Origin of the sequence: Segatella copri (assembly GCF_003465495.1) — a bacterium.
Taxonomy (GTDB): Bacteria; Bacteroidota; Bacteroidia; order Bacteroidales; family Bacteroidaceae; genus Prevotella; species Prevotella copri_G.
Genome location: NZ_QSAV01000023.1, coordinates 1053 through 24185 on the forward strand (window position 1 = coordinate 1053; position 23133 = coordinate 24185).

The 23133-nt window shown below is 47.4% G+C and carries 19 protein-coding genes and 1 other RNA gene; 7 read left to right on the forward strand and 13 right to left on the reverse strand.

Going from position 1 to position 23133, the window contains the following annotated elements; translation table 11 throughout:
* The first annotated feature begins 375 nt into the window (after positions 1 to 375).
* The gene (locus tag DWV53_RS16130) at positions 376 to 753 is read left to right on the forward strand and encodes a hypothetical protein (RefSeq protein ID WP_259318943.1); all 378 of its coding nucleotides are present in this window, start codon (positions 376 to 378) and stop codon (positions 751 to 753) included.
* On the opposite strand, the gene DWV53_RS08205 is transcribed toward DWV53_RS16130, so the two are convergent.
* The 3 genes from DWV53_RS08205 to rnpB all read right to left on the reverse strand — a co-directional run bounded on the left by DWV53_RS08205 (position 663) and on the right by rnpB (position 2059).
* The gene (locus tag DWV53_RS08205; protein WP_118080795.1) at positions 663 to 1070 is read right to left on the reverse strand and encodes a YkvA family protein; all 408 of its coding nucleotides are present in this window, start codon (positions 1068 to 1070) and stop codon (positions 663 to 665) included. The two genes, DWV53_RS16130 and DWV53_RS08205, sit on opposite strands and share 91 nt — an antisense overlap.
* A 39-nt stretch (positions 1071 to 1109) precedes the next feature.
* Positions 1110 to 1547 (reverse strand): hypothetical protein, encoded by a 438-nt coding sequence (locus DWV53_RS08210; RefSeq protein ID WP_006847472.1) that lies wholly within the window; start codon positions 1545 to 1547, stop codon positions 1110 to 1112.
* A gap of 81 nt (positions 1548 to 1628) precedes the next feature.
* Positions 1629 to 2059, reverse strand: an RNA gene (rnpB, locus tag DWV53_RS08215) — RNase P RNA component class A.
* Between the two features lie 425 nt (positions 2060 to 2484).
* Between rnpB and DWV53_RS08220 the strand changes: the two genes are divergently transcribed.
* The 3 genes from DWV53_RS08220 (at position 2485) to DWV53_RS08230 (ending at position 5598) form a co-directional block, all read left to right on the forward strand.
* Positions 2485 to 3954, forward strand: coding sequence for a Do family serine endopeptidase (locus DWV53_RS08220; protein WP_118152872.1), 1470 nt, complete (start codon positions 2485 to 2487; stop codon positions 3952 to 3954).
* A 185-nt stretch (positions 3955 to 4139) separates the two neighbouring features.
* Positions 4140 to 5003, forward strand: coding sequence for a sigma-70 family RNA polymerase sigma factor (locus tag DWV53_RS08225; protein ID WP_118152874.1), 864 nt, complete (start codon positions 4140 to 4142; stop codon positions 5001 to 5003).
* Between the two features lie 61 nt (positions 5004 to 5064).
* Positions 5065 to 5598 (forward strand): hypothetical protein, encoded by a 534-nt coding sequence (locus tag DWV53_RS08230; RefSeq protein WP_147347167.1) that lies wholly within the window; start codon positions 5065 to 5067, stop codon positions 5596 to 5598.
* Positions 5599 to 5708: 110 nt separating this feature from the next.
* Here DWV53_RS08230 and DWV53_RS08235 read toward each other — a convergent pair whose 3' ends face one another.
* The 8 genes from DWV53_RS08235 to DWV53_RS15740 all read right to left on the reverse strand — a co-directional run bounded on the left by DWV53_RS08235 (position 5709) and on the right by DWV53_RS15740 (position 13921).
* Entirely contained in the window at positions 5709 to 7898 is a 2190-nt protein-coding gene (locus tag DWV53_RS08235) for a S9 family peptidase (protein WP_118152875.1), read from the reverse strand.
* A gap of 3 nt (positions 7899 to 7901) precedes the next feature.
* Entirely contained in the window at positions 7902 to 8681 is a 780-nt protein-coding gene (locus tag DWV53_RS08240) for a gliding motility protein GldB (RefSeq protein ID WP_259318944.1), read from the reverse strand.
* A gap of 259 nt (positions 8682 to 8940) precedes the next feature.
* The gene (locus tag DWV53_RS08245; protein ID WP_118152878.1) at positions 8941 to 10188 is read right to left on the reverse strand and encodes a DUF4861 domain-containing protein; all 1248 of its coding nucleotides are present in this window, start codon (positions 10186 to 10188) and stop codon (positions 8941 to 8943) included.
* Positions 10189 to 10218: 30 nt separating this feature from the next.
* Positions 10219 to 11235 (reverse strand): glycosyltransferase family 2 protein, encoded by a 1017-nt coding sequence (locus tag DWV53_RS08250; RefSeq protein ID WP_118152880.1) that lies wholly within the window; start codon positions 11233 to 11235, stop codon positions 10219 to 10221.
* Positions 11236 to 11237: 2 nt separating this feature from the next.
* Positions 11238 to 12122: a TIGR01212 family radical SAM protein gene (locus DWV53_RS08255; RefSeq protein ID WP_118152882.1), complete on the reverse strand. Its 885-nt coding sequence runs from the start codon at positions 12120 to 12122 to the stop codon at positions 11238 to 11240.
* A 67-nt stretch (positions 12123 to 12189) separates the two neighbouring features.
* The gene (gene mtaB, locus DWV53_RS08260; protein WP_118152884.1) at positions 12190 to 13530 is read right to left on the reverse strand and encodes a tRNA (N(6)-L-threonylcarbamoyladenosine(37)-C(2))-methylthiotransferase MtaB; all 1341 of its coding nucleotides are present in this window, start codon (positions 13528 to 13530) and stop codon (positions 12190 to 12192) included.
* 4 nt (positions 13531 to 13534) lie between these two features.
* Positions 13535 to 13723 (reverse strand): hypothetical protein, encoded by a 189-nt coding sequence (locus DWV53_RS08265; protein WP_118152886.1) that lies wholly within the window; start codon positions 13721 to 13723, stop codon positions 13535 to 13537.
* A 24-nt stretch (positions 13724 to 13747) separates the two neighbouring features.
* On the reverse strand, positions 13748 to 13921 hold the full coding sequence (locus DWV53_RS15740; protein ID WP_181992451.1) for a PG1828 family lipoprotein: 174 nt from the start codon (positions 13919 to 13921) through the stop codon (positions 13748 to 13750).
* A gap of 424 nt (positions 13922 to 14345) precedes the next feature.
* Here DWV53_RS15740 and DWV53_RS08275 point away from each other — a divergent pair, with 424 nt between their 5' ends.
* Positions 14346 to 15518, forward strand: coding sequence for an MFS transporter (locus DWV53_RS08275; protein WP_118152888.1), 1173 nt, complete (start codon positions 14346 to 14348; stop codon positions 15516 to 15518).
* A gap of 98 nt (positions 15519 to 15616) precedes the next feature.
* Here DWV53_RS08275 and DWV53_RS08280 read toward each other — a convergent pair whose 3' ends face one another.
* Positions 15617 to 18166, reverse strand: coding sequence for a S9 family peptidase (locus tag DWV53_RS08280; RefSeq protein ID WP_118152890.1), 2550 nt, complete (start codon positions 18164 to 18166; stop codon positions 15617 to 15619).
* Between the two features lie 279 nt (positions 18167 to 18445).
* On the opposite strand from DWV53_RS08280, the gene DWV53_RS08285 reads away from it, so the two are divergent.
* A complete protein-coding gene (locus tag DWV53_RS08285; protein ID WP_118152924.1) occupies positions 18446 to 19630 on the forward strand; it encodes an aminotransferase class V-fold PLP-dependent enzyme in 1185 nt (394 codons plus the stop codon).
* A gap of 33 nt (positions 19631 to 19663) precedes the next feature.
* Positions 19664 to 20836 carry a MalY/PatB family protein gene (locus tag DWV53_RS08290; RefSeq protein ID WP_118152892.1) on the forward strand — a complete coding sequence of 391 codons (1173 nt, stop codon included), beginning with the start codon at positions 19664 to 19666 and terminating at the stop codon, positions 20834 to 20836.
* 75 nt (positions 20837 to 20911) lie between these two features.
* Here the strand turns inward: DWV53_RS08290 and DWV53_RS08295 are convergent, their stop codons facing one another.
* The gene (locus DWV53_RS08295; protein ID WP_118152894.1) at positions 20912 to 23098 is read right to left on the reverse strand and encodes a helix-turn-helix domain-containing protein; all 2187 of its coding nucleotides are present in this window, start codon (positions 23096 to 23098) and stop codon (positions 20912 to 20914) included.
* Between the last annotated feature and the right edge of the window lie 35 nt (positions 23099 to 23133).

Genomic DNA, 23133 nt, shown 5'->3' on the forward strand with positions numbered 1-23133 from the left:
GTTTCCCCGTAATCGGGTATTACTTTGTAACATGCTGATTTATATCATAATACATAGTTTTCTATGCCGCTAAAACATAGAGATGCGCCCCATAAAACATAGAATTTATTCTTCATAACTAACTTTCAAATCGTAAGTTGCTGAAAATCGCTCCTTATCACATGCCTAAATTTGGCGGTTACCGAAAATCTTCGTATCTTTGCACCGGCAATCGAAAGAACAGCCTTTTGTGCCTTGCTCGGGTCTTCTATTAAGACCAACACGGGTCATAAATGATGGCAGGCGCCGGTCATCAATGAAGACCCCGAAAACGGCAGGAACGGGGCGTTCTGGGGAGTTGCAAAACAAAGGACTCTAAACATACTACAAACGACTATGATTAATTACAGCATCGTAATGCGTAGCGTGAACGCAAATCTTCTGGAAATCAACCAGGCGAAGTCACGCATCAACCAGGCAAAGAAGGAGGGTAAGAATCCTGACCAGAAGGACCTGGAACTCGTGAAGACTGAGAAGCAGAATGCTTTCGCTATCTCGCAGTACACCGACATCATGACCATCGAGAAGTTTGCCAAGCACATCACCTCTCATGGTAGTGTTTATTCGAGAGCTGACAAGTTCACCGCTCTTCCGGTCACGGTCATTTCCGGTCATTATCATTTTCAAACCGGTGTATCGGTGGCTGAATCCTTGAAGAGGTCATCGGCTGATGGAATCTCATCTTCATCAAACCACTTCTTCAACTTATCCTGAGCCTTTGCTTTTACATCTTCTGAAACCTCACCCCAAACTTTCTTGAGCACAAACAGCAATACGGCAAGGTCATCGCCCAAACCGGCAATAGGGATGGCGTCTGGAATCACATCGAGCGGACTGATGAGATAACCCAAGGCACCTACGATCAGAGCCTTGTCCTTCAGCGAAACCTTGTCACTCTCTAACGTATAATAGAGAATGAGCGCTGTATAAACCATCTTGGCACCGGCACGTTTGGCAACATGCGAAATCTTCTCGACAAATGCACGCTGGGTGAACTTGTCCTTATAGTCCATAAAGTCTGGTAATGTCATACTACTTATAGTTTATAGTTTATTATTTATAGTTTACAGTTACGACCGCTTCTCGTAGAAGAGGACTGCCTTGATGAAGGTCTCCATCTTAGGCTCCTTATGATGGTTCACGCGATAGGCGATGATCATCTGGAGAAGTGCCTTGACAAAACACGCCAGCAGCAGACCGATGATGACGGCTATGACCGTGGCGAGCATCTTGCCGTTGTCGTAGACGGGTGACTTATCCGGGAAACAGGACAGCACCAGTACGGGGAGGACGGTGATGAAACCGCCGATGGTGAGCTGGCTGCGCTTGGAACCGCCCATGTCGAGTATTGCCTGCTTATCGAAAAGATAATCATCCAGCTCCATACGGGTAATGCCGTAGTTCTCAAACTTCGGGAAATCGGGTTCATTGCCATATTTCGCTATCTTGCCCGTTACCTTATGTTCGAAATCATCTAATATCTGCTTTTCCGGTTCTCTGAGTTTCATAATCTTGCTAGTTTTTAAAATCGTTAAAAAAATGAATGCATCTTATACCTTATTATATAGCGGCTGCGATGCTGAAAAAAAGAAAGCAGTGCCCCTGTAAGCCGAGTTCTGTGTTCCTATATCAGATATGCTGTTATGCTGTGTTCATATCAGATATAAGAACGTCTGTCATTTATCTAGTCCCAAAGTCACCCTTGGGCTCAAGCACTCTACCCTCCACAGCAGCCCTAAGGCAATCGGACGAGCCGCCCTCAATCTGCGGTATACATGAGCTTACAGCTCCCAGATGGCACAGCCTGGCGATCACCCGCCAGCTGGTGGTCTCTTACACCACCTTCTCACCCTTACTCTCACCACCCCAGACTGGACAAACGGGATAAGTGAAAGCGGTTATTTTCTTCTACCGACACCTACTGTCACCAATAGCTTCTAGTTTCGGAAGTGGGATGCTCTATGCTGCCCGGACTTTCCTCTCGCACCTGAAAGATGCCAGCGACAGACCGGAGCACTGCTTTCGACATGCAAAAGTACAAAAAACTTTTGATACTATCGCACGATTCCTCTCTTTTTTATACATCATTAGTTATTCGCAAGGCTATTTTTCACTCTTTTTTCCGGTTAAACCGAGTTTCTGAGTCCCTATCGTTTAACAGATATTTATTAATCAGCAGAAGATAGTTACGTATACAAAACTAAGATTTTCGTGCTTACATTCAAATATTTGTGAATTTAGGGCATTTCTTGTTTAATAGCCGTTAAAGTGTTAATTTGAAATGTTAAAACGGAATAAATTTATGCAGAGAATGAAGCGTATCTCAAAAAATGACCCTATATTTGCAACCGGAAAACAGAGCGATGCATGACAAGCTGACTTTGGCATGATATTAGCTGTTGCAGTTCCAAGGAAAAGAAAAGTAAACAATAAAAAATAAGAGACATGAAAAAATTAAGTAATTATGTTGTGGCTGTGCTCTGCGTTGGTTCGCTCGCTTTTTCAGCCGGTGCTTTCATGAAAGTAAATGCTACACCTGCAGTTACCGCTGCGCCAGCAGGTCAGCCTGTAGACTTAACCTATGCTGCCGAGAAGGCGCTGCCTGCTGTAGTACATATTAAATACGTACAGAACTCGAAGGTGAAGACGGTAGATGTGCAGGACGACCCATTCGGAGGATTCTTCGACCCGTTCGGCTTCTTCGGCAACCCGGGACAGGGCAACGGAGGCACCCGCAAGCAGAAAGTGCAGACTCCGAAGAGAGAGGCTACCGGTTCGGGCGTCATCATCAGTCAGGACGGCTACATCGTTACCAACAACCACGTGGTAGAAGGTGCTGACGAGCTGACCGTAACACTGAACGACAACCGTGAATACTCTGCACGCATCATCGGAACCGACAAGACTACCGACCTCGCCCTCATCAAGGTAGACGGCAAGAACCTGCCTACCCTGCCTATCGCCGACAGCGACAAGGTGAAGGTGGGTGAATGGGTCATCGCCGTGGGCAACCCATTCGGACTGAACAATACGGTTACAGCCGGCATTATCTCTGCCAAGGCACGTTCGCTCGGTGCCAACGGTGTAGAGAGCTTCATCCAGACCGATGCTGCCATCAACGCAGGTAACTCGGGCGGTGCACTCGTCAACACCCAGGGCGAACTGGTAGGCATCAACGCCATGCTCTATTCACAGACCGGTTCTTACTCCGGCTACGGTTTCGCCATCCCTACCTCTATCATGAACAAGGTGGTAGACGACCTGAAGAAATACGGCAGCGTACAGCGCGTGATGCTGAGCATACAGGGAAGCGATGTGCTGAACTATATCAACGCCCAGAAGGAGAACGGCAAGGAAGTGAACCTGGGAACCAATGAGGGTGTTTACATTGCCAAGGTAGATGAAGACGGCAACGGTGCTGAGGCAGGACTGAAGGAAGGTGACGTGATTACCAAGGTTGACGGCAAGAAGGTGACCAAGATGGCTGAGCTGCAGGAAATCCTGAACGGCAAGCGCCCTGGCGACAAGATGAGCATCACCTACCTGCGCAACAAGAAGGCAAGCACCAAGACCATCACGCTGAAGAATGCCCAGGGCAACACTTCGGTTATCAAGAGTGCCGACCTCGATGTGCTCGGTGGCAGCTTCCGCCCTATTACCGAGAGCCAGAAGAACCAGCTCAACATCAAGTATGGTGTAGAGGTGATGAAGGTGAGCAGCGGTGCCCTGAAGGATGGTGGCATTTCACGCGGATTCATCATCCAGCGCATCAACGACAATAACATCACATCGCTCGACGACCTGCAGAAGGCTGTGAAGAGTGCTTCTACCAGCAAGGACCCAGTGCTCTACATCCAGGGTATATGGCCAACAGGCAAGAAGGCTTACTTCGCTGTTCCGCTGCAGAAAGACTAAGGGTAAGAGTTTTAAGAGAAACGTCTCATGATTGTGTAGTGAAAAAGGCTTTTTTACTGCCAAAAAACTCAAGAAACAGACAAAAAACAATAAAATAGTAGGTATTTCTGAAAAATATCTACTATTTTTTTTGGTATTTAAACAAAAAAGTGTATTTTTGCAACTACTTAAAATTTGATGCCAGCATGAGACAATTAAAAATTACTCAGTCAATTACGAATCGCGCAAGCGCATCGTTGGAAAAATATCTTCAAGATATTGCTCATGAGGAGCTGCTCTCTACAGATGAGGAGGTGGAGCTCGCTCAGCGTATAAGAAAAGGTGACCGTAGGGCATTGGAGAGATTAACAAAAGCCAATCTCCGTTTCGTGGTGTCTGTTGCAAAACAATACCAGAACCAGGGGCTCAGCTTGCCTGATCTTATCAACGAAGGAAACGTGGGGCTTATCAAAGCCGCACAGAAGTTTGATGAAACCCGAGGCTTTAAGTTCATCTCTTACGCCGTATGGTGGATTCGCCAGAGCATTCTGCAGGCAATAGCCGAGCAGAGCAGAATTGTGCGCCTTCCGCTCAACCAGGTGGGAAGCGTTAACAAGCTTAACAGAGAGATGAGTAAGTTCGAACAGGAATTTGAACGCAAACCGAGTATAGACGAAATGGTTGACCGCGTAGACTTGCCGGAAGACAAGATTCAGGACGCCATGAAGGCTACGTCAACAAGCCGCCACCTGAGCGTGGATGCTCCTTTTTCTGACGATGAAGAAGGCAGCATGCTCGACCTGCTGGCCAATTCAGATGATCCGACCGACAATGAACTGCTGACAGAGTCGCTGAGAGTTGAAATAGAAAGACTGCTCGGCACGCTGCCGGACAAAGACCAGAAAATCATTGCTGCCTTCTATGGCATAGGAACACCGGAACTGACGCTCGAAGAAATCGGAACCAAGTATCATCTCACCAGGGAAAGAGTACGCCAGATCAAGGAAAAAACGATAAGGCGACTCCGGAACAAAACGACAGATAAACTGCTGAAGTCCTATCTGGGATAAGGAAAGATCCTGCATGACTGATGGGGCAGACAGCACAAAACAAAATAAGACAGAAAAAGAAATGAAAATTACAAAAATTGCATTAGCATCTATTGCATTAGCATGTTTCAGCTCGCTCTCTGCATCAGCCAAGAACGAAGTTAAGACTGCATACATCTTTGGATTTGCCTCGTCGTTTAATGACTCTACAGTCTATTTCACAGACGTTCAGAAGGTTGATTCTGCCTATTTCACCCGCAAGAACAAGTTTCTGGTAAGCCGCGAGAACTATTCATACCAGTTGCGCGACTATCTGGAGCAGAAAGGTGCCGGCAACCGCACGTGTATCGTGATGTTTGACTTCAACCAGAAGAAGGCTGAAAAGAAATGGAACAAGCTCTATGCAAGATACATTCAGAAGCCAAAGGCTAAGAAGGCAAAGAACGGACAGCAGATGAACGATGCGCCTAGCCCATATCAGGTGAAGACCATCAACTCTACAGATTTTCATTTTTCATCTGTTCAGCCAAACGATGAAGAGGTTGAAGAGGTAAAAGTGAAGAAGGCTAAAAAAGCCAAGAAAGAAAAGCGCAGAAAAGGCGCTAAAAATGAATAAGAATTCCAAAAGATCCTTACTTCGCAAAGTAAACAAGGGTAAACATTAAATTAAGAAGCCATTCCCGTTTCTGCCGGGAATGGCTTCACTTTTTTATATCATATCATTTTCTACTTCAAATTCTGCTTGAACCAGTTAGCTATCTGGCGAAGCAGATGGTTGCGGGTATTGCCACCCGAAATGCCATGATTGCGGTTCGTGTACCACAGGGTCTTGAAGTCCTTGTCTGCCTGAACCAACGCCTCAGCATATTCGAAGGTATTCTGCGGATGCACATTGTCATCTGCCAATCCGTGACAGATAAGCAACGCACCATGCTGCTGCTTTACTCGCTCGATAGGATTCACCTTGTAACCCTCTTCGTTCTCCTTAGGAGTGCGCATGTAGCGCTCAGTATAAACCGAATCATAGAAGCGGTAGCAAGTAGGAGGAGCCACAGCCACACCTGCCTTGAACACAGGACGGCCCTCGCTCATACTCATCAGCGTGTTGAAACCACCATAGCTCCAGCCCCAAATGCCGATATTATCCTTGTCTACATAAGGCAGAGAACCCATGTAGAGAGCGGTCTCAACCTGATCTTTCGACTCTAAATCGCCCAGACGGAGATAGGTAGACTTCTCAAACTCAGCTCCTCTACCGCCTGTTCCACGACCATCTACGCAGGCAATGATGAATCCTTCCTGTGCAAGATAATAATCGAAAGCACCGCCATTGCCCATACTGCCCGTGCTCCATGAATCGAGCACCTGCTGGTTGCCCGGACCGGAATACTGGAAGAGGATGACAGGATACTTCTTGCTGGCGTCGAAATCAACCGGCTTTACCATCCAGCCGTCCAGTTTCACACCTTCGGAAGTGGTGAAAGAGAAAGTCTCGCGCTTGCCCCAATTATACTTCCGGGTCTTTTCGAGCAGCTGCTTGTTGTCTTCCAATGTCTTGATGAGCTTGCCCTTGTTGCTGCGTACGGTGAAGACATAAGGATGGCTGTAGCTGCTCCAGGTATTGACGAAATAGCGGTAATCGCCCGAGAAGTAAGCCGAGTTGGAACCAGCCGCATCGGTAAGGCGCTCCACCTTTCCGTTCTTATGAGCCACGTAAACCTGGCGGTCGTGCGCATTGAGCTTGGCAGCCTGGAAATAAACATCGCCCGTCTTCTCATCCATTCCGTAGATAGAGGTAACATCATAGTTGCCCTTCTCTACCTGGCGCAGGAGCTTGCCATTCATATCATAGAGATAGAGATGCATGAAGCCGTCGCGGTCGCTAGGCAGCAGGATGTTCTTCTTGCCCACGATACTGTTTTCAATCACCTCTTCCTTTACAAACTTAGGCACACTCTCCTTGATGAGCATCCTGCTCTTGCCGGTGAAAGGATTGACTGCATAGAGGCGCATGTCGTCCTGATGGCGGTTCATCGTATAGACAATCAGACTGTTGGCGTCTGGCGATGTCTTGATGCGTGGATAATAGCCGTCGGAATCTACAGGCACATCGAGCGCCACGGTCTTGCCGTTCTTCATATCATAGCTCCAGAGGCTCACCTTAGAGTTGTCCTGTCCAGCCTTAGGATATTTATAGGAATATTCTCCCGGATAGTCGTGATACTCGCTATGGGTAGGATGAGAACCTTCGAACATCTGCAGAGAATAAGTCTTTACGTGCGATTCGTCGAAGCGTATCCATCCGATGGCAGTTCCATCCGCATTCCATGCAAAGGCGCGGTTGAAGCTGAACTCCTCTTCGTAAACCCAATCAGGAATACCATTGATTACCTCGTTGAACTTACCGTCGCGGGTAATCTGGGTTTCCTTATTTCCATCGGTAACAAAGAGATTGTTATCCTTTACGAAGGCGATGTGGCGTGAATCAGGCGACCAGGTAGCCACCTGCTGGTTAACGCCCTGGGAAAGTTTCTTCAAACTCTTCTTAGCAATATCATATATGAAATACTCTGCCTTGAACGAGCGGCGGTAAATAGCCTCGCGATGCGTCATGATAAGCAATTTCTTGCCATCAGGACTGATTACATAACCCTCAATCTGTTCGAAGGGAGCCTTGGCTGCGTTCACATCGAAGAGGATGCTCATCTGCTTGCCCGTCTTGAACGAATAACTGATAACCTGCTTGCCATCATTGCTGATAGAAGCGTACAAATCGGTGCCATCAATAGGGTTAATACCGGTAACATAAGAGGCAGCAAACTCGCCGGAGGTAATGGCCTTCAGGTCGAGTTTATCTGCAGCTTGCATTGCTGAAACCATCATGACAGTTGCAATAAAAACTGGAAATCTTTTCATGTGTTAATCTTTATGTAATGCCTCAATAGGCGAATAATCTTCGTCCTTGAGCAGTTCTTTTACTGTTACTTTAGGGTTGCGCTTTACATAAGCGTTGATTGTATTCACATACTTGGTCTTGAAAATCTCCTTGCCCATCGCCTTGTTTACAGCCCACATAATCTTGCCCATGTGCAGATCGCGGTCGAGCTGCGGACGGGTGTCGAACTGATCCATCGGATAGATGCTCAGCAGATAGAAGGTAAGGCAATCCGGCACAATATACTGGCGCGACATGGTGCTGCGCTGCTGCTTCGTATAGAATTTCTTGTAGAGCGGATAGTTTTCGCCCATGTATTTATCGAGCGAAATTCCTACTGAGTGCTGTCCTACTACGATGCTCTGGTCGAGAGCGCCAATCTGGGCATAGAAACAAGGCTGCTGGAGCTCCGGAATCCAACTGTTCAGACGTGAGAAGGCAGATTTCAGCTGCTCGTTGATGTCTTCCATATTGGCAAATTCTGCCTCAGCATCGGCAATAAGTGACTGCAGGGTAGAATCCTGATAGAACATGAGGAAACGGTTGCTGATATTGGCGTCGGTAATGGTGCCAAGCTGGAGCATTTTCTCTATCAGCGTACGGGTTTCTATCGGGTAATCGGTGTTCATCTGCTGCAGGGCTGAGAAATCACCGGTAGTAAGATATCTGCTTTCCAATCGGTCGTAACGCTGTACTGACAGGGGCACAGCCTCTCCTTCCTCGTTCGGCTTGAACTTAAACTCGCAGGCCGAACTGAGAAGCACAATTGCTAATATGACTATATAATTAAAAAACCTTTTCACGATAATTTACAAATCTTCGAGTTACGTCTGCAAAAATACTAAAAATTATTTAAATTACCAAGCTTTTTTGCTAAAAAATCATACGTATTCGCAAAAAAAATGGGTTTTTCTCTTAAATTTGTTTGCAAAATAGCCAGCAATGAGCAAAACGTAAGGCATTTTTGCTCATTGTTGGCTATTTGCGCAGTTTTTCTGCTTATCGGATGATAAAAGAAACTGCTTATCGGATGATGACAGAAACTGAAACCTGAACCGGCTCTTCTATCTGCTTCTTCCAGGCTTTCAACCACTCATACCACTCCTTCTCGCCCTTGAAACCATAGGTTTCATTGGCACTGGTATAAGCAAGCTTATAACTGAGCTGACTGCCTGCAGGTTTCACCACCTGAGTATAGCAATCCTTATTGGCTGGCTGCTGACTTACCAGGGCTGACTGTGGCACATAAATGCCCAAGCCTACGGTCTCCAGCTTATGCTTACCATCGTCCTTGCCTGTTGGCCAGTCGCTGCCGTAACAGCCTCGCAATCCCTTGCCATCAGCAAATTCGCTGGAACCCTTTACGTTGATGAGTCCTGTAGCAAACTGATAATCAGAAACATCCTTGTTGAAGAATACATCTACGTCGAAATCGCGATGACCGGCATAGATGGTGTAACGGATGGTGGCATTGACAGGCTGCAAGCCCGGAGCCGGAACCCAACCCTTATCCACGACTTCGACGATGGCACGGAGCGGACCTTCTGAAATGACGCGCTGCTCCTGGTATTTTACGTTGTTGAACAGCACCTGGTCTTTACCGTCCCAGCCACGGAGCGCACCCAGTCCGTAGGTATTGCCTACCCAGAGGCAATCATCGCCCGAACCAGCCTGAATCTGCTCTTCTGAAGGATAGAACTGCGTATCCTGAACCACCAATCCCTTGTTGATTTTGCCATAAAGGTCGATGGTCTGACGATGGTCGAAATAAACACGCATGGCAATCAGTTCACTTTCGAAGCAGATGCCATGAGAATGGACGTAGTGATAAGGGTCCTTGGTCTTCTTATCAAACGAGATGCTGCGCAGATAAATATCCTGCCTGTTCTTAGCCAGCTTCCTGTTTCTGCTTGGCAGACAGAGTTCGGCAAAGGTACGAGCCGGATACTGTGCCTGCTCGCCCTCACGATAGAGATGCACCTGATAGGTCTTGGTTTCTTTCTTGCCCAAATCGGCAAGGAAACAGAGTTCATCGTTGGTACAATCGCGGTTGGTGTCGTCAAGCTGTGAAGGAATCTCCTTACCGTCAACGGTTACTACAGCGCGCTGAATATCGCCGATAGCGCCCAACTTGCTGAGATCAACCACCACCGGAGCATCGGTTCTTGCCACCTTGGAAGGATTGGAAACCGACACCTGGAAATTAGCCTGCGCCTGGGCTGACAGAACCATCAGCGAAACCAGCGCCATCATCATTTGTTTTTTCATCATAGATTTTTTTTAAGTTTGTTTATGAATAGTCTACAACTGCGAGAAGAGTTTCTTGCCCTTGGCGTAATATTGCCAGATGATAGAGAGATTGTAAACCTGCGGAATCTCCTCCTTCACCCTACTCGCCTGTATCTTTCTGCGATCTTCGTCAAACTCATGTTTCCATGCCTTGAAAGCCCTGCGCGCCTTGAAGATAGCCTTGAAGTCACCCCAGTTGCGATTCAGAACCAATGTCTCGAAAGCAGCAAGGTAATCCAGGAATCTACGCATACGCATTACATGAGTCAACTCTTTATCACTCAGATTCTTATAAAGCATGGTTAAATTATTTCTGAAATTCAGATAAGTCTTCATCGGATTGCTTTTCGGCAGGGTTCCACCACCCACATGATAAACCTCACTCTCAGGAATGCAGTAGATTTTTCTGCCCATCAGACGCAAGCGCCAGCAAAGATCTATCTCTTCATTATGAGCAAAGAAACGGCCGTCTAAACCTCCGGCAGTCCAATAATCCTTTGAGCGGATCATCATACAGGCACCCGTAGCCCACAAGATTTCCTGCTGGTAATCATACTGCCCGTTATCGCGCTCTACCGTATCAAAGATGCGGCCGCGACAGAACGGATAGCCGTATTTGTCGAGGAATCCGCCGCAAGCGCCAGCATACTCAAAACTGTCCTTATCGTATTCCGCAAGCAGCTTAGGCTGGCAGGCAGCCACCTGCTGATGCGAATCCATAAACTCGATGAGCGGTGTAAGCCAATGATGCGAAACCTCCACATCGCTATTCAGGAGCACATAATATTCTGCATCAATCTGCTTCAAAGCACGGTTATAGCCTTCAGCAAAGCCGAAATTCTGCTCCAGCACGATGGTCTTCACCTGAGGAAACTGAGTCTCCAGAAGGTGCATCGAACCATCAGAAGAAGAATTATCTGCCACCCAGATTTCAGCATCCTGACGGGAATATTCGATGACATTCGGAAGATACTCTGCCAGCATCTTCTGACCATTCCAGTTTAATATAACGATTGCTACTTTTGCCATATTTATTGTAAACTCTTTAATCTGTTATTCAGGAGATTGGTAAACTCATAGTTCTTGAGTCCCCATTTGGGAGCAACCAGCAGTTCTTTGGGCGACTGACTGACGAAGCGCTCCAGCACCAAATCCTTTCTGAGCAGACGGATGTATTTCACGATAACATCAATATATTCCTCTACCGTGTAAACATGGAAGGGGTGCTCAGCATATTCCTGTGCCAGCCGGGTGCCCCTGATAATCTGCATCTGATGAATCTTGAGAATATCAAGCGGCAAGGAAGAGATGAGAGGAGCCTGGCGCAGACTTTCTTCCGCATCTTCTCCCGGCAAACCGATAATGATGTGGCCGCCCGTAAGGATTCCCCTGGCATGAGTACGCTCCACGGCACTACGGCAACAGGCAAAATCATGTCCACGGTTGATGCGTTTCAAGGTTTCATCATTGGCACTCTCAATGCCATATTCCACCAGCACGAAGGTTCGGCGGTTCAGTTCTTCCAGATAATCGAGCAATTCATCGCTCACACAATCCGGACGGGTTCCGATAACGATTCCCACCACATCTTCCACCTCAAGAGCCTCTTCATACATCTGCCTCAGTTGCTCCACCCTGGCGTATGCATTGGTATAAGCCTGGAAATAAGCCAGATATTTCATATCAGGATACTTCCTGCTGAAGAAAGCCTTTCCCTCCTCCAGCTGTTCAGTAATCGACTTTTTCCGGTCGCAATAGCTCGGATTGAAGGTGCGGTTGTCGCAATACGTACATCCGCCACTCGAAATCCTCCCATCTCTGTTAGGACAGGAGAATCCCGCGTCTATCGAAATCTTCTGAACACGGAAATCAGGAAACTGCTTCCGGATCCATGTTCCAAAATCGTTGTAATACATTGGACTTTGAACTTTACGATTAACCCTTTTTACTTAGCCCTATTAACTATAAACTATCAACTATCAACTAAAGAAGCTCTGCCTTCAGCGCCGTCTTATCGTGATTGAAATCACCCAGGCGAACCTTGATAAGCTGGTTGTCGTATTCTTCCTTGGCGAGAGCCGGCGAAAGTTCTACGCGGATATAGTTCTTGGTGAATCCATGCATTGCCTTGCCTCTTGGCGCCTTCTCGAAGAGAACCTCAGCCTCAGTACCGATGTATTGGGCATAGAATTCCTGCGTCTTCTGATCGCTCAACTCCAACAGTCGCTTGGAACGCTTCTTCTTCTCCTTCTCGTCAACCACATACGGAATCTTCAAGGCAGCCGTGCCCGGACGCTCAGAATAAGGGAAGACGTGAAGCTGGGTAACAGGCAGACTCTTCAGGAACTCATAGCATTCTTCAAAACACTCCGGAGTTTCGCCGCGACAGCCCACCATCACATCAACACCGATAAACGCATCAGGCATTTTCTCCTTGATAAGATTCACCTTGTGGGCAAAGAGCGCCTTGTCGTAACGGCGGTGCATCAGCTTGAGCACCTCATCGCTTCCGCTCTGCAGAGGAATGTGGAAATGAGGCATAAAGGCACGGCTCTGGGCACAATACTCTATGAGATCATCATCACAGAGATCAGGCTCCAGACTCGAGATGCGGTAACGCTTGATTCCTTCTACCTGATCCATCGCCTTGACAAGGTCGATGAATCGCTCGTGGGTAGTCTGACCGAAATCGCCGATATTCACACCGGTAATGACGATTTCCTTACCGCCTTCAGCAGCCGCCTGCTCACATTGAGCCACAAGCGACTGGATGCTCGGGTTGCGCGAATTGCCTCGGGCAAAAGGAATGGTGCAATAGGTGCAATAATAGTTGCAGCCGTCCTGCACCTTCAGGAAATAACGGGTACGGTTGCCACGCGAGCAAGAAGGCTGGAAGGTCTTGATTTCCTTCGTCTTCACGCTATAATGCTGATGAAGAGCCGCAGCATCGCCGTTCTGCGCCCATGCATCGCTGAGATATTGAATCAAGTTCGCCTTCTCGTTAGCACCCAACACGAGGTCTACACCCTCTATCTTGCTGACATTCTCAGATTCGAGCTGCGCATAACAGCCCGTCACGATAACGAATGCGCCCGGATTGTTTCTCACCATCCGGTGGATAGCCTGACGGCATTTATGATCGGCAACTTCTGTTACCGAGCAGGTGTTAATCAGACAAATATCAGCTTTCTCCCCCTTTTTAGCAGTAATGACGCCCATATCTTCGAGCATTTTGCCAAAAGTGGAAGTTTCAGAGAAGTTGAGTTTGCAGCCTAGCGTATAGTAAGCTGCCTTTTTACCTTGGAAGGCACTTGAATCTATCATATATTTATCTTTTTTCTTTGGTTTCTTTTAAGCTTTTGCCCTTACAGGGCGCATTGATGATTGCTTTCATCCCCAGGGTGTTGCCCTGGGCTAGGAGCTTCTGCCCCTTCAGGGCGTTCTCCCCCAAAAAGACCTTAGGGTCTATAAAACGAAAAAAGCCGCTAGACCGAAGTCCAGCGGTTGTTTCTCTCATTTTTCGTTCGCAAGTAATTTCAAATTACTTAGCTGAATCTGCAGCAGTTGTATCAGCAGCAGCAGTTGTGTCAGCAGCAGTTGTATCTACCTGAGCTGTGTCAGAATCAGCAGAAGCTGTGTTCTGAGCTGTTTTGTTACCACATGATGCGAAAGAGATAGCTGCGATAGCTACGAACATAAAAACTAATTTCTTCATTTTCTTTGCTTTTTTAAAATCTGTAAAACAATCATTTGTTCTTTTGAACGATGCAAAGGTAAGCATTTTTTTGATACGTTGTTCTTTTTTTTGCGACTTTTTTTTAGGTGATTTTGTAACAAAATTACAAATCGCTATAAATCAGCTACTTACAAAGTGCTAACAAAGGTTAAAGTTTTTGGTGTGCTCGGAAACAGCCTAATTTTAACACTTTTCGGTGTTTTTTAGCGTAACAAGGGTGCGCGCCAACACCTCTTCAGAGCAGTACTATATACATATAATAAGGTACGCGCGCGAGGGAAAGAACAGAAACTTTTTCTGCCTAAGAGAAAAGATTTTCCCAAGAAATCGCTCCCAAAAACTTTGATTGCCGAGAATTTTTTCGTAACTTTGCACTCAAAACAAAGAAACAAACAGACAGAAAATGATACAGCTAAAAGAAAATCAGGGCATTCCCCGCAGCATTCTCCTGATGATGGCTATCGTCGCAGGACTCACCGTAGCCAACTGCTACTACAATCAGCCGCTTCTCGAACTCATCCGCCACGACCTGGATATTACCGAGCAGAAGGCTAACCTCATCACCGTCATTACCCAGATAGGTTATGCGCTGGGCTTATTCTTCCTCATCCCCTTGGGCGACATGCTTTCGCGCAAGAAACTCATCCTTGTCAATATGACCATTGCTGCATTGATGGCAATCGTGATGGCAGCAGCGCAAAACGTTTGGATGCTATGGGGAGCTTCACTGCTGATTGGCGCCTGTTCAGTGATTCCGCAGTTCTTCATTCCGATAGCCGGACAGTTTTCGGAACCCAAGAACAAGAGCAGGAATATGGGCATTGTACTCTCCGGACTGCTGACGGGCATTCTTGCCTCACGAGTAATCAGCGGTTACATCGGCGAATGGCTGGGATGGCGGGAGATGTTTATCATAGCTGCTTTCGTGATGGTGTTTTGCATGGGAATCATGCTGCTGATGATGCCTGAAATGAAGCGCAACTATGTTGGAACCTACAGAGGACTGATGACCACGATAGCAGAAATTTTCTTTTTCCATTCTTCTATCCGCATCTATTCCACCCGTGCAGCCTTCGGGTTCGGCAGTATGATGGCAATATGGTCTTGTCTGGCGTTCCATCTGGCGCAGCCACCTTTCAGCGCAGGAAGTGATATGGTAGGAATGCTCGGACTTTGCGGAATCATGGGAGCCGTTGCTGCCAGTGGTGTGGGAAAACTGGTTCCTAGGTTTGGCATTCGAAAATTCAATCTGTTCGGAGCAGGAATGCAGATCATCGCCTGGGCAATAGCCTTGCTTTTCGGCGACACTTACGCCGGACTCATCGCAGCCATCATCCTGGTTGACATCGGTCTGCAATGTCAGCAGCTCAGCAATCAGAGTGGTTGTCTGCAGGAGATTCCGCAGGCTTCCAACCGCGCCAACACCATCTTCATGACCAGCTATTTCATCGGTGGTTCGCTAGGCACTTTCTGTGCCGGTTACGTCTGGACGCAAGCCGACTGGCTAGGTGTCTGCATCGTAGGAATCGCCTTCGCCATGATTTCTCTGCTTATCACGCTAAACTGCAAGAAATAAACATATAAAAGAAAAGAGATTATATTCCCGACTTACAGGAACATAATCTCTTTTTTATTTGATAAAGGCTGAAGCCGGCATTTCTGCCGAAACTTCAACTACATCTTTTCATCTCCGTACATTTCCGTCCACCAGGAAGCATCATCCTGCAACCACTTGGCAAACCAGGCAAAGATGGTGTTCTGCCATTTCAGTCGCTTCTCGTAGTCGATGATGTGATGATCCTGACCATCTACCAATACCATCGCCGTAGGACGGCCAAGGAGTTTCAGCGCTGTATAGAGCTGGATACTCTCGCCCACAGGCACATTATTATCTGCCGTGCCGTGAACAAACAGCAGCGGAGTATGAATCTTGTCGGCATTATAGAGCGGACTCTGATCTACAAAGAGATGCTTGTTGGTCCAAGGATATTCGTTCGCCATAGAAACTTCGCTGTAGCTGTAGCCCCAATAGCCCTCACCCCAATAGCTGGTGTGGTCGCTGATGCCTGCATGCGAGATGGCAGCTGCAAAGAGGTCGGTCTTGGTCTGAAGATACTGAGTCATGAATCCGCCGTAGCTGGCGCCGATGCAGCCAATCTTCTTGCGGTTTACGAAAGCATGCTCATCGCAGAAAGCCTGGGTGCTGGAGATGATGTCTTCAGCCACTCCCTCGCCTGCCGTATCTACATGGCGGGCTGAGAATTTCTGACCGAATCCGGTGGCTCCACTAGGATTCACAACCAGCACTACATAGCCCATCGCTGCATAAACATGATGAGGATAACGGCTCTGGAACATGCGGCTCGTAGGACTGCATCCACCATAATAGTTCACTATCATCGGATACTTCTTGGCAGCATCAAAATGAGGTGGCAGATAGTAACGGCAGCAAAGGGTGTCGCCTCTTGAATTGACATAATTCCAAGCCTTGCATTCGCCCAGTTCAACATTCTTCAGTTCGCGCGCACTCAAATCGTCAACCAATTGCGATTTCAGCGCCTTCGTATTCATCTTATAGAGTCGGTCGGCATTGGATGCACTCTGACCGGAGAAAGCCATTTCTGCTGCAGAAGATGCAAGCGAGAAACTCTTGATGTACTCTTCAGGAGTCTTGAGAAGCGTAAACTTGCCCGATTTCGGATTGAGTTGGAAGAGATGCACGCAGTCTTTATCTTCAGCTGTAAAATAGATGTTTCCATCGACCTTGCTCCATTCCGTGCTCTGCACGTTCGGATTGAAATCCCTGGTAAGCGGACGAACCTTCTTATCCGACAAGGTCATCAGATAGAGCTGGGTGTCAATCATACTAGGTGTCTGTCCTTCTTCCACATTCTTTCCAATGCCGTTGAAAGCTTCTGGCGAAGCGCTCACGAGAATGCTCTTGCCATCTGGTGAGAACTGGGCGCTGTTCAGAAATTCACCCTTCTCTATCAGGGTTTCTACCTTTGGCGTTGTGGCTGAAGAAGTATTCATACTGCCCAAATCCAGGCGGTAGAATGATGTCAGGGTTGTAGGACGCTTGGTGATTCGCTCCTCTCCCTTTCCTATCAGCAGATAACGCGAATCGGCAGAAATATCCATCAGATAGATGTTGTGGTAACCGAAGGTAAGCGGCTGGAGAATGCCCGATGCAAGATCATATTTGGCGAGATTGCTGCGTTCGCGCCAACCAGGCTGTCTGTCTTCCGGTTCTTTTACATCATAAACTTGCGGATCCTTTTTTCTGCCTTCAGTAGTGAGCGTATAGATAAGCGTCTTCTCATCGGGAGTAAACTGGAACCAGCCTTCAGGAAGATGGCTAGCCAGCACTTCGCGCTCCATCGTCAGCGGATTGATGGTGATGAGCTGCAATGTGCCATCCTGCTTTTCTTCTCCGGCAATACTGCTGTCGCTCGCCTTCTGGGTGAAATACAGTTTATTGCTTGAAGGCATCCATTTTACGTTCTCCTCAAATGTAGCCATCACTCTGTTAGTCTGAGAGCTGCGCAATTCGCTCATGCTATGGTTATTACCTTTTCTATCTACCCAGGTTTTCCGAACTACGATAAATTTTCCATTTGGTGAGATAGAAACACTCGGATAGTTGGGCGCACAAATCACATCATGGATATTATAGGCACGCTTTGCCGTCGCATCGCCTACAGAAAGCGGAGCGCCGTTGGCTGTGGTTACGGTCAACTTGATAGATTTCTTATCAGAAGATGCATTCTTCCGGGTAAGATATTTGATGACAACCGTATGCTGTGAAGGAGTCAGGATGGTTTCAGCCTTATCGCCGTTCACCTTTACCTGTTCGCCGTCAACGAACAGGCGGTATTGCTCCAATCCTTCTACCGCGATGGTTGCTTTGGTGCGCTGGGTGTTAGAAACGCAGAAAGAAGCCAGATGGAGCGCATCCTGCTTGTCGGCAAGGAGTTGGGCTGCAGTCACCTCCTTACCCTTATTTAATAAGGTGAAAGACAGCGGCGAATCGAGCAACTGCTTAAGGTCGAACGCTTCGCCCTTGATGTTCACACTGTCAGCTATCCAAGGCTGTGCTACGGCATAGGGGCCTGCATATTTCAGCGTTTTCACCTCTATGGTTTCGGCACTGGCAGAGATTGAAGCCATCAGGGCAGCTGCCAGCAGTCCACTTTTTGTTGTTTTCAGAATCAGTTTATTCATAAATATCCTTATTTTGATTTTGGTGCGAAATTACAAATAAAATTCGAGATAAACGAATGTTTCTGTTACAATTTGCTTTTTTGCTGCATTTTTGCCTTACAAATGTTATCTTTAAGTTAATCGGATGAGCCAGTAGGTTATTGTTGGGTTAAACCCCTCTCCAACGAGTTGCAATGCATAAAAAGCATTCGCAACTCGTTTTTTTTTATGCGATTTATTGTCTATTTGATTTCTTTTTTGTACTTTTGCACGCAAAATATCACATAAAATAACAGAATGATGAAGAAACAGACTCAAGCTATTCATTTGGAATATGAGCGCCGCGATGCATACGACTCGCTGAGCGTGCCAGTATATAACACCCTTGCCTACGAATTCGACAATGCTGCCGTCATGGCTGAAGCATTCACCGACAAGATCAAGGCTCCAGATTATTCGCGCGTAGAGAACCCTACGGTGACCAACCTGGAGCGCCGTGTGGCAGCCCTTACCGATGCTGCTCATGCCACCGCCTTCAACTCAGGAATGGCGGCCATCAGCAACACCCTCATGGCGCTGGCAGCACAAGGCAAAAATATTGTTACATCCAAGCATCTCTTCGGCAATACTTATGCCTTGCTCGTAGCCACTCTACGCCGTTTTGGCGTAAAGGTGCGTTTGCGCGATTTGACCAATATCGAAGCCGTGCGCGAAGCCATTGATGATGACACCTGCTGCGTATTTCTCGAAATTCTGACCAACCCACAGCTGGAGGTTGCTGACCTGAAAGCCATCTCTGAAGTGGCACATGAAAAAAATGTACCTTTGGTGGTGGATTCTACCGTGATTCCTTTCACACAATTCTCGGCTAAGAGTCTGGGAGTAGATATTGAGGTGGTTTCCAGTTCTAAATATGTAAGCGGCGGTGCTACTTCGCTCGGCGGTCTGGTTATCGACTACGGTACTCCTTACAACGGCGATTTCGCCAAGCGTCTTTATGGAGAAATGCTCTTCAATTTCGGAGCCTATATGACCCCACAGGTAGCTTATATGCAAACTATCGGACTTGAAACGCTCGATGCTCGCTATCGTGTGCAGAGCAGCAATGCCCTGGAGCTTGCCAAGAAGCTGCGCTCTCTGCCTCAGATAAAATATGTAAACTATGTGGGTCTGGAGGATAATCCTTATCACGAGTTGGCGCAGCGCCAGTTTGGAAAAACTGCGGGAGCCATGATCTGCATCGACCTGGAGAGCAAGGAAGCCTGCTTCAGTTTTCTGAACAATCTGAAGCTCATCCATCGCGCCACCAACCTCTTCGACAACCGTTCGCTCGCCATTCATCCGGCAAGCACCATCTTCGGAGCTTTCTCTGAGAACATGCGCAAGTCGATGGACGTGAAAGACACCACAATCCGATTGAGCATCGGCCTGGAAGATGTGGATGATCTCTTCGAAGACATCAAGCAGGCGGTTGATAGTTTATAATTGACAGTTTATAGTTAATAGACTCAAAGTAAAATGTACAATTTCGATAAAGTCATAGACCGTTCGGGCAGCGACGACCTGAAGCATGGCGCCCTGTTGCCTCGTTGGGGGCGAGATGATTTGCTGCCACTCTGGGTAGCTGATATGGATTTCGAGACCCCATCTTTCATTACAGATGCCCTCAAGGCACGTCTGGAGCACTCTCTTTTCGGCTACACGATGGAGCCGGAAGATTACCTGCCTAGCATCATCGACTGGGTTCGCGACCACCACCAGTGGGATGTGAAGCGAGAGTGGATAAGATTCATTCCTGGTATTGTTAAAGGCATCGGACTCGTGGTGAATGTCTTCACCCAGCCTGACGAAAAAGTCATCATCCAGCCACCCGTTTATCACCCATTCCGCCTCACCCCAGAGGGTAATGGCAGAGAGGTGGTCTTCAATCCGCTGAAGATGAGGGAAGACGGATATTACGAGATGGATTTCGAAAATCTCGAGAAGGTTTGCGATGAGAAATGCAAGATTCTCATTCTCTGCAATCCTCATAATCCGGGCGGTATTACCTGGAGCAAGGAAACCCTGCAGCAGCTTGCCGACTTCTGCTATGAGCACCATCTGCTCGTTATCAGCGATGAGATTCACGCGGATATGGCGCTCTTCGGCCACAAGCACATCCCGTTTGCTTCGGTTTCAGACAAGGCACGCAACATCAGCATCACCTTCCAGGCTCCTTCCAAGACCTTCAATATAGCTGGAATTGTGAGCAGCTACGCCATTATTCCAAACGAAGATATTCGGAATAGATTTTACAAATGGTTAAGCGCTAACGAGTTGGATGAGTCAACTCTCTTTGCTCCTATAGCCACTATCGCAGCCTTCCGCAAGGGAGAAGAATGGCGCAAGGCGATGCTTGCCTATATTGAGGACAATATCCGGTTCGTAGAAGATTACTGCCGTGAGCATATTCCGGGCATTCGCCCTTTGCGTCCACAGGCTTCCTTCCTCGTATGGCTCAACTGCCGTGATCTGAATCTTTCTCACGATGCACTTCTTGACCTATTCATCGACAAGGCGCATCTGGCATTGAATGATGGAGAGATGTTCGGTCCTGGCGGAGAAGGATTCATGCGATTGAATGTAGCTGCACCAAGAAGTATTATCAAACAGGCTTTGCAGCAGCTGGAAGAGGCTGTGAGCCAACTCTAGATAATTTTTAAAAAAATAGCCGTAACTACTGCAAATATAGTTACGGCTATTATTATAATATGGTGGAAGAATGCTTTATTCCCCCTCCATCAAATCATGAACCAGTTTGATTTCGTAATAATCAATACCAGCTCCCAAAGCTTCCTTTATTTCACTAAAAAGCTCCAATTCAGGATGAGCCTTCATGAAATCACGGATTTTCTTTTCATGGGCACTTGAAATCAGCGCCCGCAGTCCAATCTTTCCTTCTTTCACATAAGGAGTAAGATGACCAATAATGGTACCTTTGGTATAACCCCGCTTAGCAGCAATCTGATCTACCGTCATTCCCTGCATATAGAAATCATAACTTACCTCCTTCGAAGCGACTTTCGGCACCTTCGGTTCATTCGGTTTCTTCTGTCTCCTTGACTTTCTGCCCGAACCGCTATCTGATGAGGCATCTGCATCCAACAGCAAGAACTGCGCCTTCTTTTTCAGATAATCTGTTACCGTGAATTCTGCACTACATTCATACTTCAAAAGCCGTTCTTTTAATTTTACATCCTCTGAGAAAACAGAGAAGCGGTCTTCAAACTGTTTCCTAGCCACTTTGTTGTCTGTATCAAGATTCGACTTTCTGATTAAATCACTCAGAATGCCGATTTTGTCAAGAAAATACATAGCTCCCTTATGAATACGGTCTTGCAGCTCAGCCTGTCTTACATCAGGATTTCGGGCAAGCATACCCGTATACTGCACACGGAATTTATCCGATACGGCTATCAGACTCTTCAGCACCACCTGCAACTTCTGATACTCGCTTACCACGCGCGGATATTTACCATTAAAAAACTCTACCAGGCAGCGCATCAGATGCTCATAGCTGGCTCTGATGGAACAAAAATCGAAGAGTTCGCTGATGCAATAAATGATGTATTGCAGCTCCAGACTGCTGATTTGCTCCTGACTAGGCGCAGCAAGCTGGCTGGTGAATGCATCCACCGTCTGACTGCTGATAATGGCTCCGCGAGAAAGCGGTTGACTGAGCACCATGCCCTCCAAAGTCTTGCAGCGGCTCAGTGCCACATAAGTCTGACCATGGGTAAAAGAATGAGAAGCATCGATGATGGCATGTTCGAAAGTAAGTCCCTGACTCTTGTGGATAGTTATCGCCCACGCCAGACGCAGAGGATACTGCATGAATTTTCCTTCCACCGTCTCCTCTATCTCCTTGGTTTTCTCGTTCAGCGTATATTTCGCATTGGTCCACTCCATTTTCTCCAGGTCAAACTCCTCGCCCGAATCCTTACTGCGAACGGTAATCTTGCTGCCGTCTTCATCGGTCCTAACCCCTATCACCTCGCCTATCATACCATTATAAAAACGGTGCTGCGGGTCGTTCTTGATGAACATCACCTGGGCTCCCGGCTTCAATGTGAGCTTGAAATCGGCCGGATAAGATGTTTCAGGGAAATCGCCTTCTATATCTGCTGTAAAAGAAAATGACTGAGCAGGCAAGGCAGCAAGCTGCTGTTCGTTGATATACTGGGCAGGTGCATTATGGGTGGTAAGCCTGATATAATTGCCCTCCTTAGGTGGTACAAAATTTGGAATATAGCGCTGGTTCAGAGCCTGCAGCGTAGCTTCAGAAGCCTTGTTCTCCCTAATCTGGTTGAGCAGCGAGATAAACTGTTCATCCTGCTGCCTGTACACCTTTTTAAGTTCGATGGTGAGATAACCCACCTGCTTCAGAGCGTTGCTGCTGAAGAAGAAAGGAGTATCATAATGCTGCCCCAGCAGATGCTCTTCCTGTGGCGTAACCACGGGTGCCAGCTGCTGCAAATCGCCTATCATCAGGAGTTGCACACCACCAAAAGGCAAATCGTGGCGCTTGCGATACTGGCGAAGCACAGAATCTACAGCATCGAGCAGATCGCTGCGCACCATACTGATTTCGTCGATAACGAGCAGGTCGATACTGCGGATGATATTGCGCTTGAGCTTGCTGAACTGATAGCGTTTCTGTTCGCCGCTGCCAAAGGTCGTGCCCGGCACGTATGGCGAGAAGGGAAGCTGGAAGAACGAATGGATGGTCATTCCTCCGGCGTTGATGGCTGCAATGCCCGTAGGAGCAAGCACAATCATTCGTTTTGGCGACAGTTCTTTCAATCGCTTGAGGAAGGTCGTCTTACCTGTGCCCGCCTTTCCGGTAAGGAAGAGGTTGGCATTTGTCTTTTCTATGATATTCCATGCCAGGATGGATTCTTCGTTCATTTCCATACAGCTTCTTTTTTGTACCAGATTTTATATCAGAA

Bases quoted from the DNA above. Each gene is read 5' to 3' on its own strand.
- DWV53_RS16130 (WP_259318943.1), top strand. From the start codon at position 376: ATGATTAATTACAGCATCGTAATGCGTAGCGTGAACGCAAATCTTCTG.
- DWV53_RS08205 (WP_118080795.1), bottom strand. From the start codon at position 1,070: ATGACATTACCAGACTTTATGGACTATAAGGACAAGTTCACCCAGCGT.
- DWV53_RS08210 (WP_006847472.1), bottom strand. From the start codon at position 1,547: ATGAAACTCAGAGAACCGGAAAAGCAGATATTAGATGATTTCGAACAT.
- DWV53_RS08220 (WP_118152872.1), top strand. From the start codon at position 2,485: ATGAAAAAATTAAGTAATTATGTTGTGGCTGTGCTCTGCGTTGGTTCG.
- DWV53_RS08225 (WP_118152874.1), top strand. From the start codon at position 4,140: ATGAGACAATTAAAAATTACTCAGTCAATTACGAATCGCGCAAGCGCA.
- DWV53_RS08230 (WP_147347167.1), top strand. From the start codon at position 5,065: ATGAAAATTACAAAAATTGCATTAGCATCTATTGCATTAGCATGTTTC.
- DWV53_RS08235 (WP_118152875.1), bottom strand. From the start codon at position 7,898: ATGAAAAGATTTCCAGTTTTTATTGCAACTGTCATGATGGTTTCAGCA.
- DWV53_RS08245 (WP_118152878.1), bottom strand. From the start codon at position 10,188: ATGATGAAAAAACAAATGATGATGGCGCTGGTTTCGCTGATGGTTCTG.
- DWV53_RS08250 (WP_118152880.1), bottom strand. From the start codon at position 11,235: ATGGCAAAAGTAGCAATCGTTATATTAAACTGGAATGGTCAGAAGATG.
- DWV53_RS08255 (WP_118152882.1), bottom strand. From the start codon at position 12,122: ATGTATTACAACGATTTTGGAACATGGATCCGGAAGCAGTTTCCTGAT.
- mtaB (WP_118152884.1), bottom strand. From the start codon at position 13,530: ATGATAGATTCAAGTGCCTTCCAAGGTAAAAAGGCAGCTTACTATACG.
- DWV53_RS08265 (WP_118152886.1), bottom strand. From the start codon at position 13,723: ATGAGAGAAACAACCGCTGGACTTCGGTCTAGCGGCTTTTTTCGTTTT.
- DWV53_RS15740 (WP_181992451.1), bottom strand. From the start codon at position 13,921: ATGAAGAAATTAGTTTTTATGTTCGTAGCTATCGCAGCTATCTCTTTC.
- DWV53_RS08275 (WP_118152888.1), top strand. From the start codon at position 14,346: ATGATACAGCTAAAAGAAAATCAGGGCATTCCCCGCAGCATTCTCCTG.
- DWV53_RS08280 (WP_118152890.1), bottom strand. From the start codon at position 18,166: ATGAATAAACTGATTCTGAAAACAACAAAAAGTGGACTGCTGGCAGCT.
- DWV53_RS08285 (WP_118152924.1), top strand. From the start codon at position 18,446: ATGAAGAAACAGACTCAAGCTATTCATTTGGAATATGAGCGCCGCGAT.
- DWV53_RS08290 (WP_118152892.1), top strand. From the start codon at position 19,664: ATGTACAATTTCGATAAAGTCATAGACCGTTCGGGCAGCGACGACCTG.
- DWV53_RS08295 (WP_118152894.1), bottom strand. From the start codon at position 23,098: ATGGAAATGAACGAAGAATCCATCCTGGCATGGAATATCATAGAAAAG.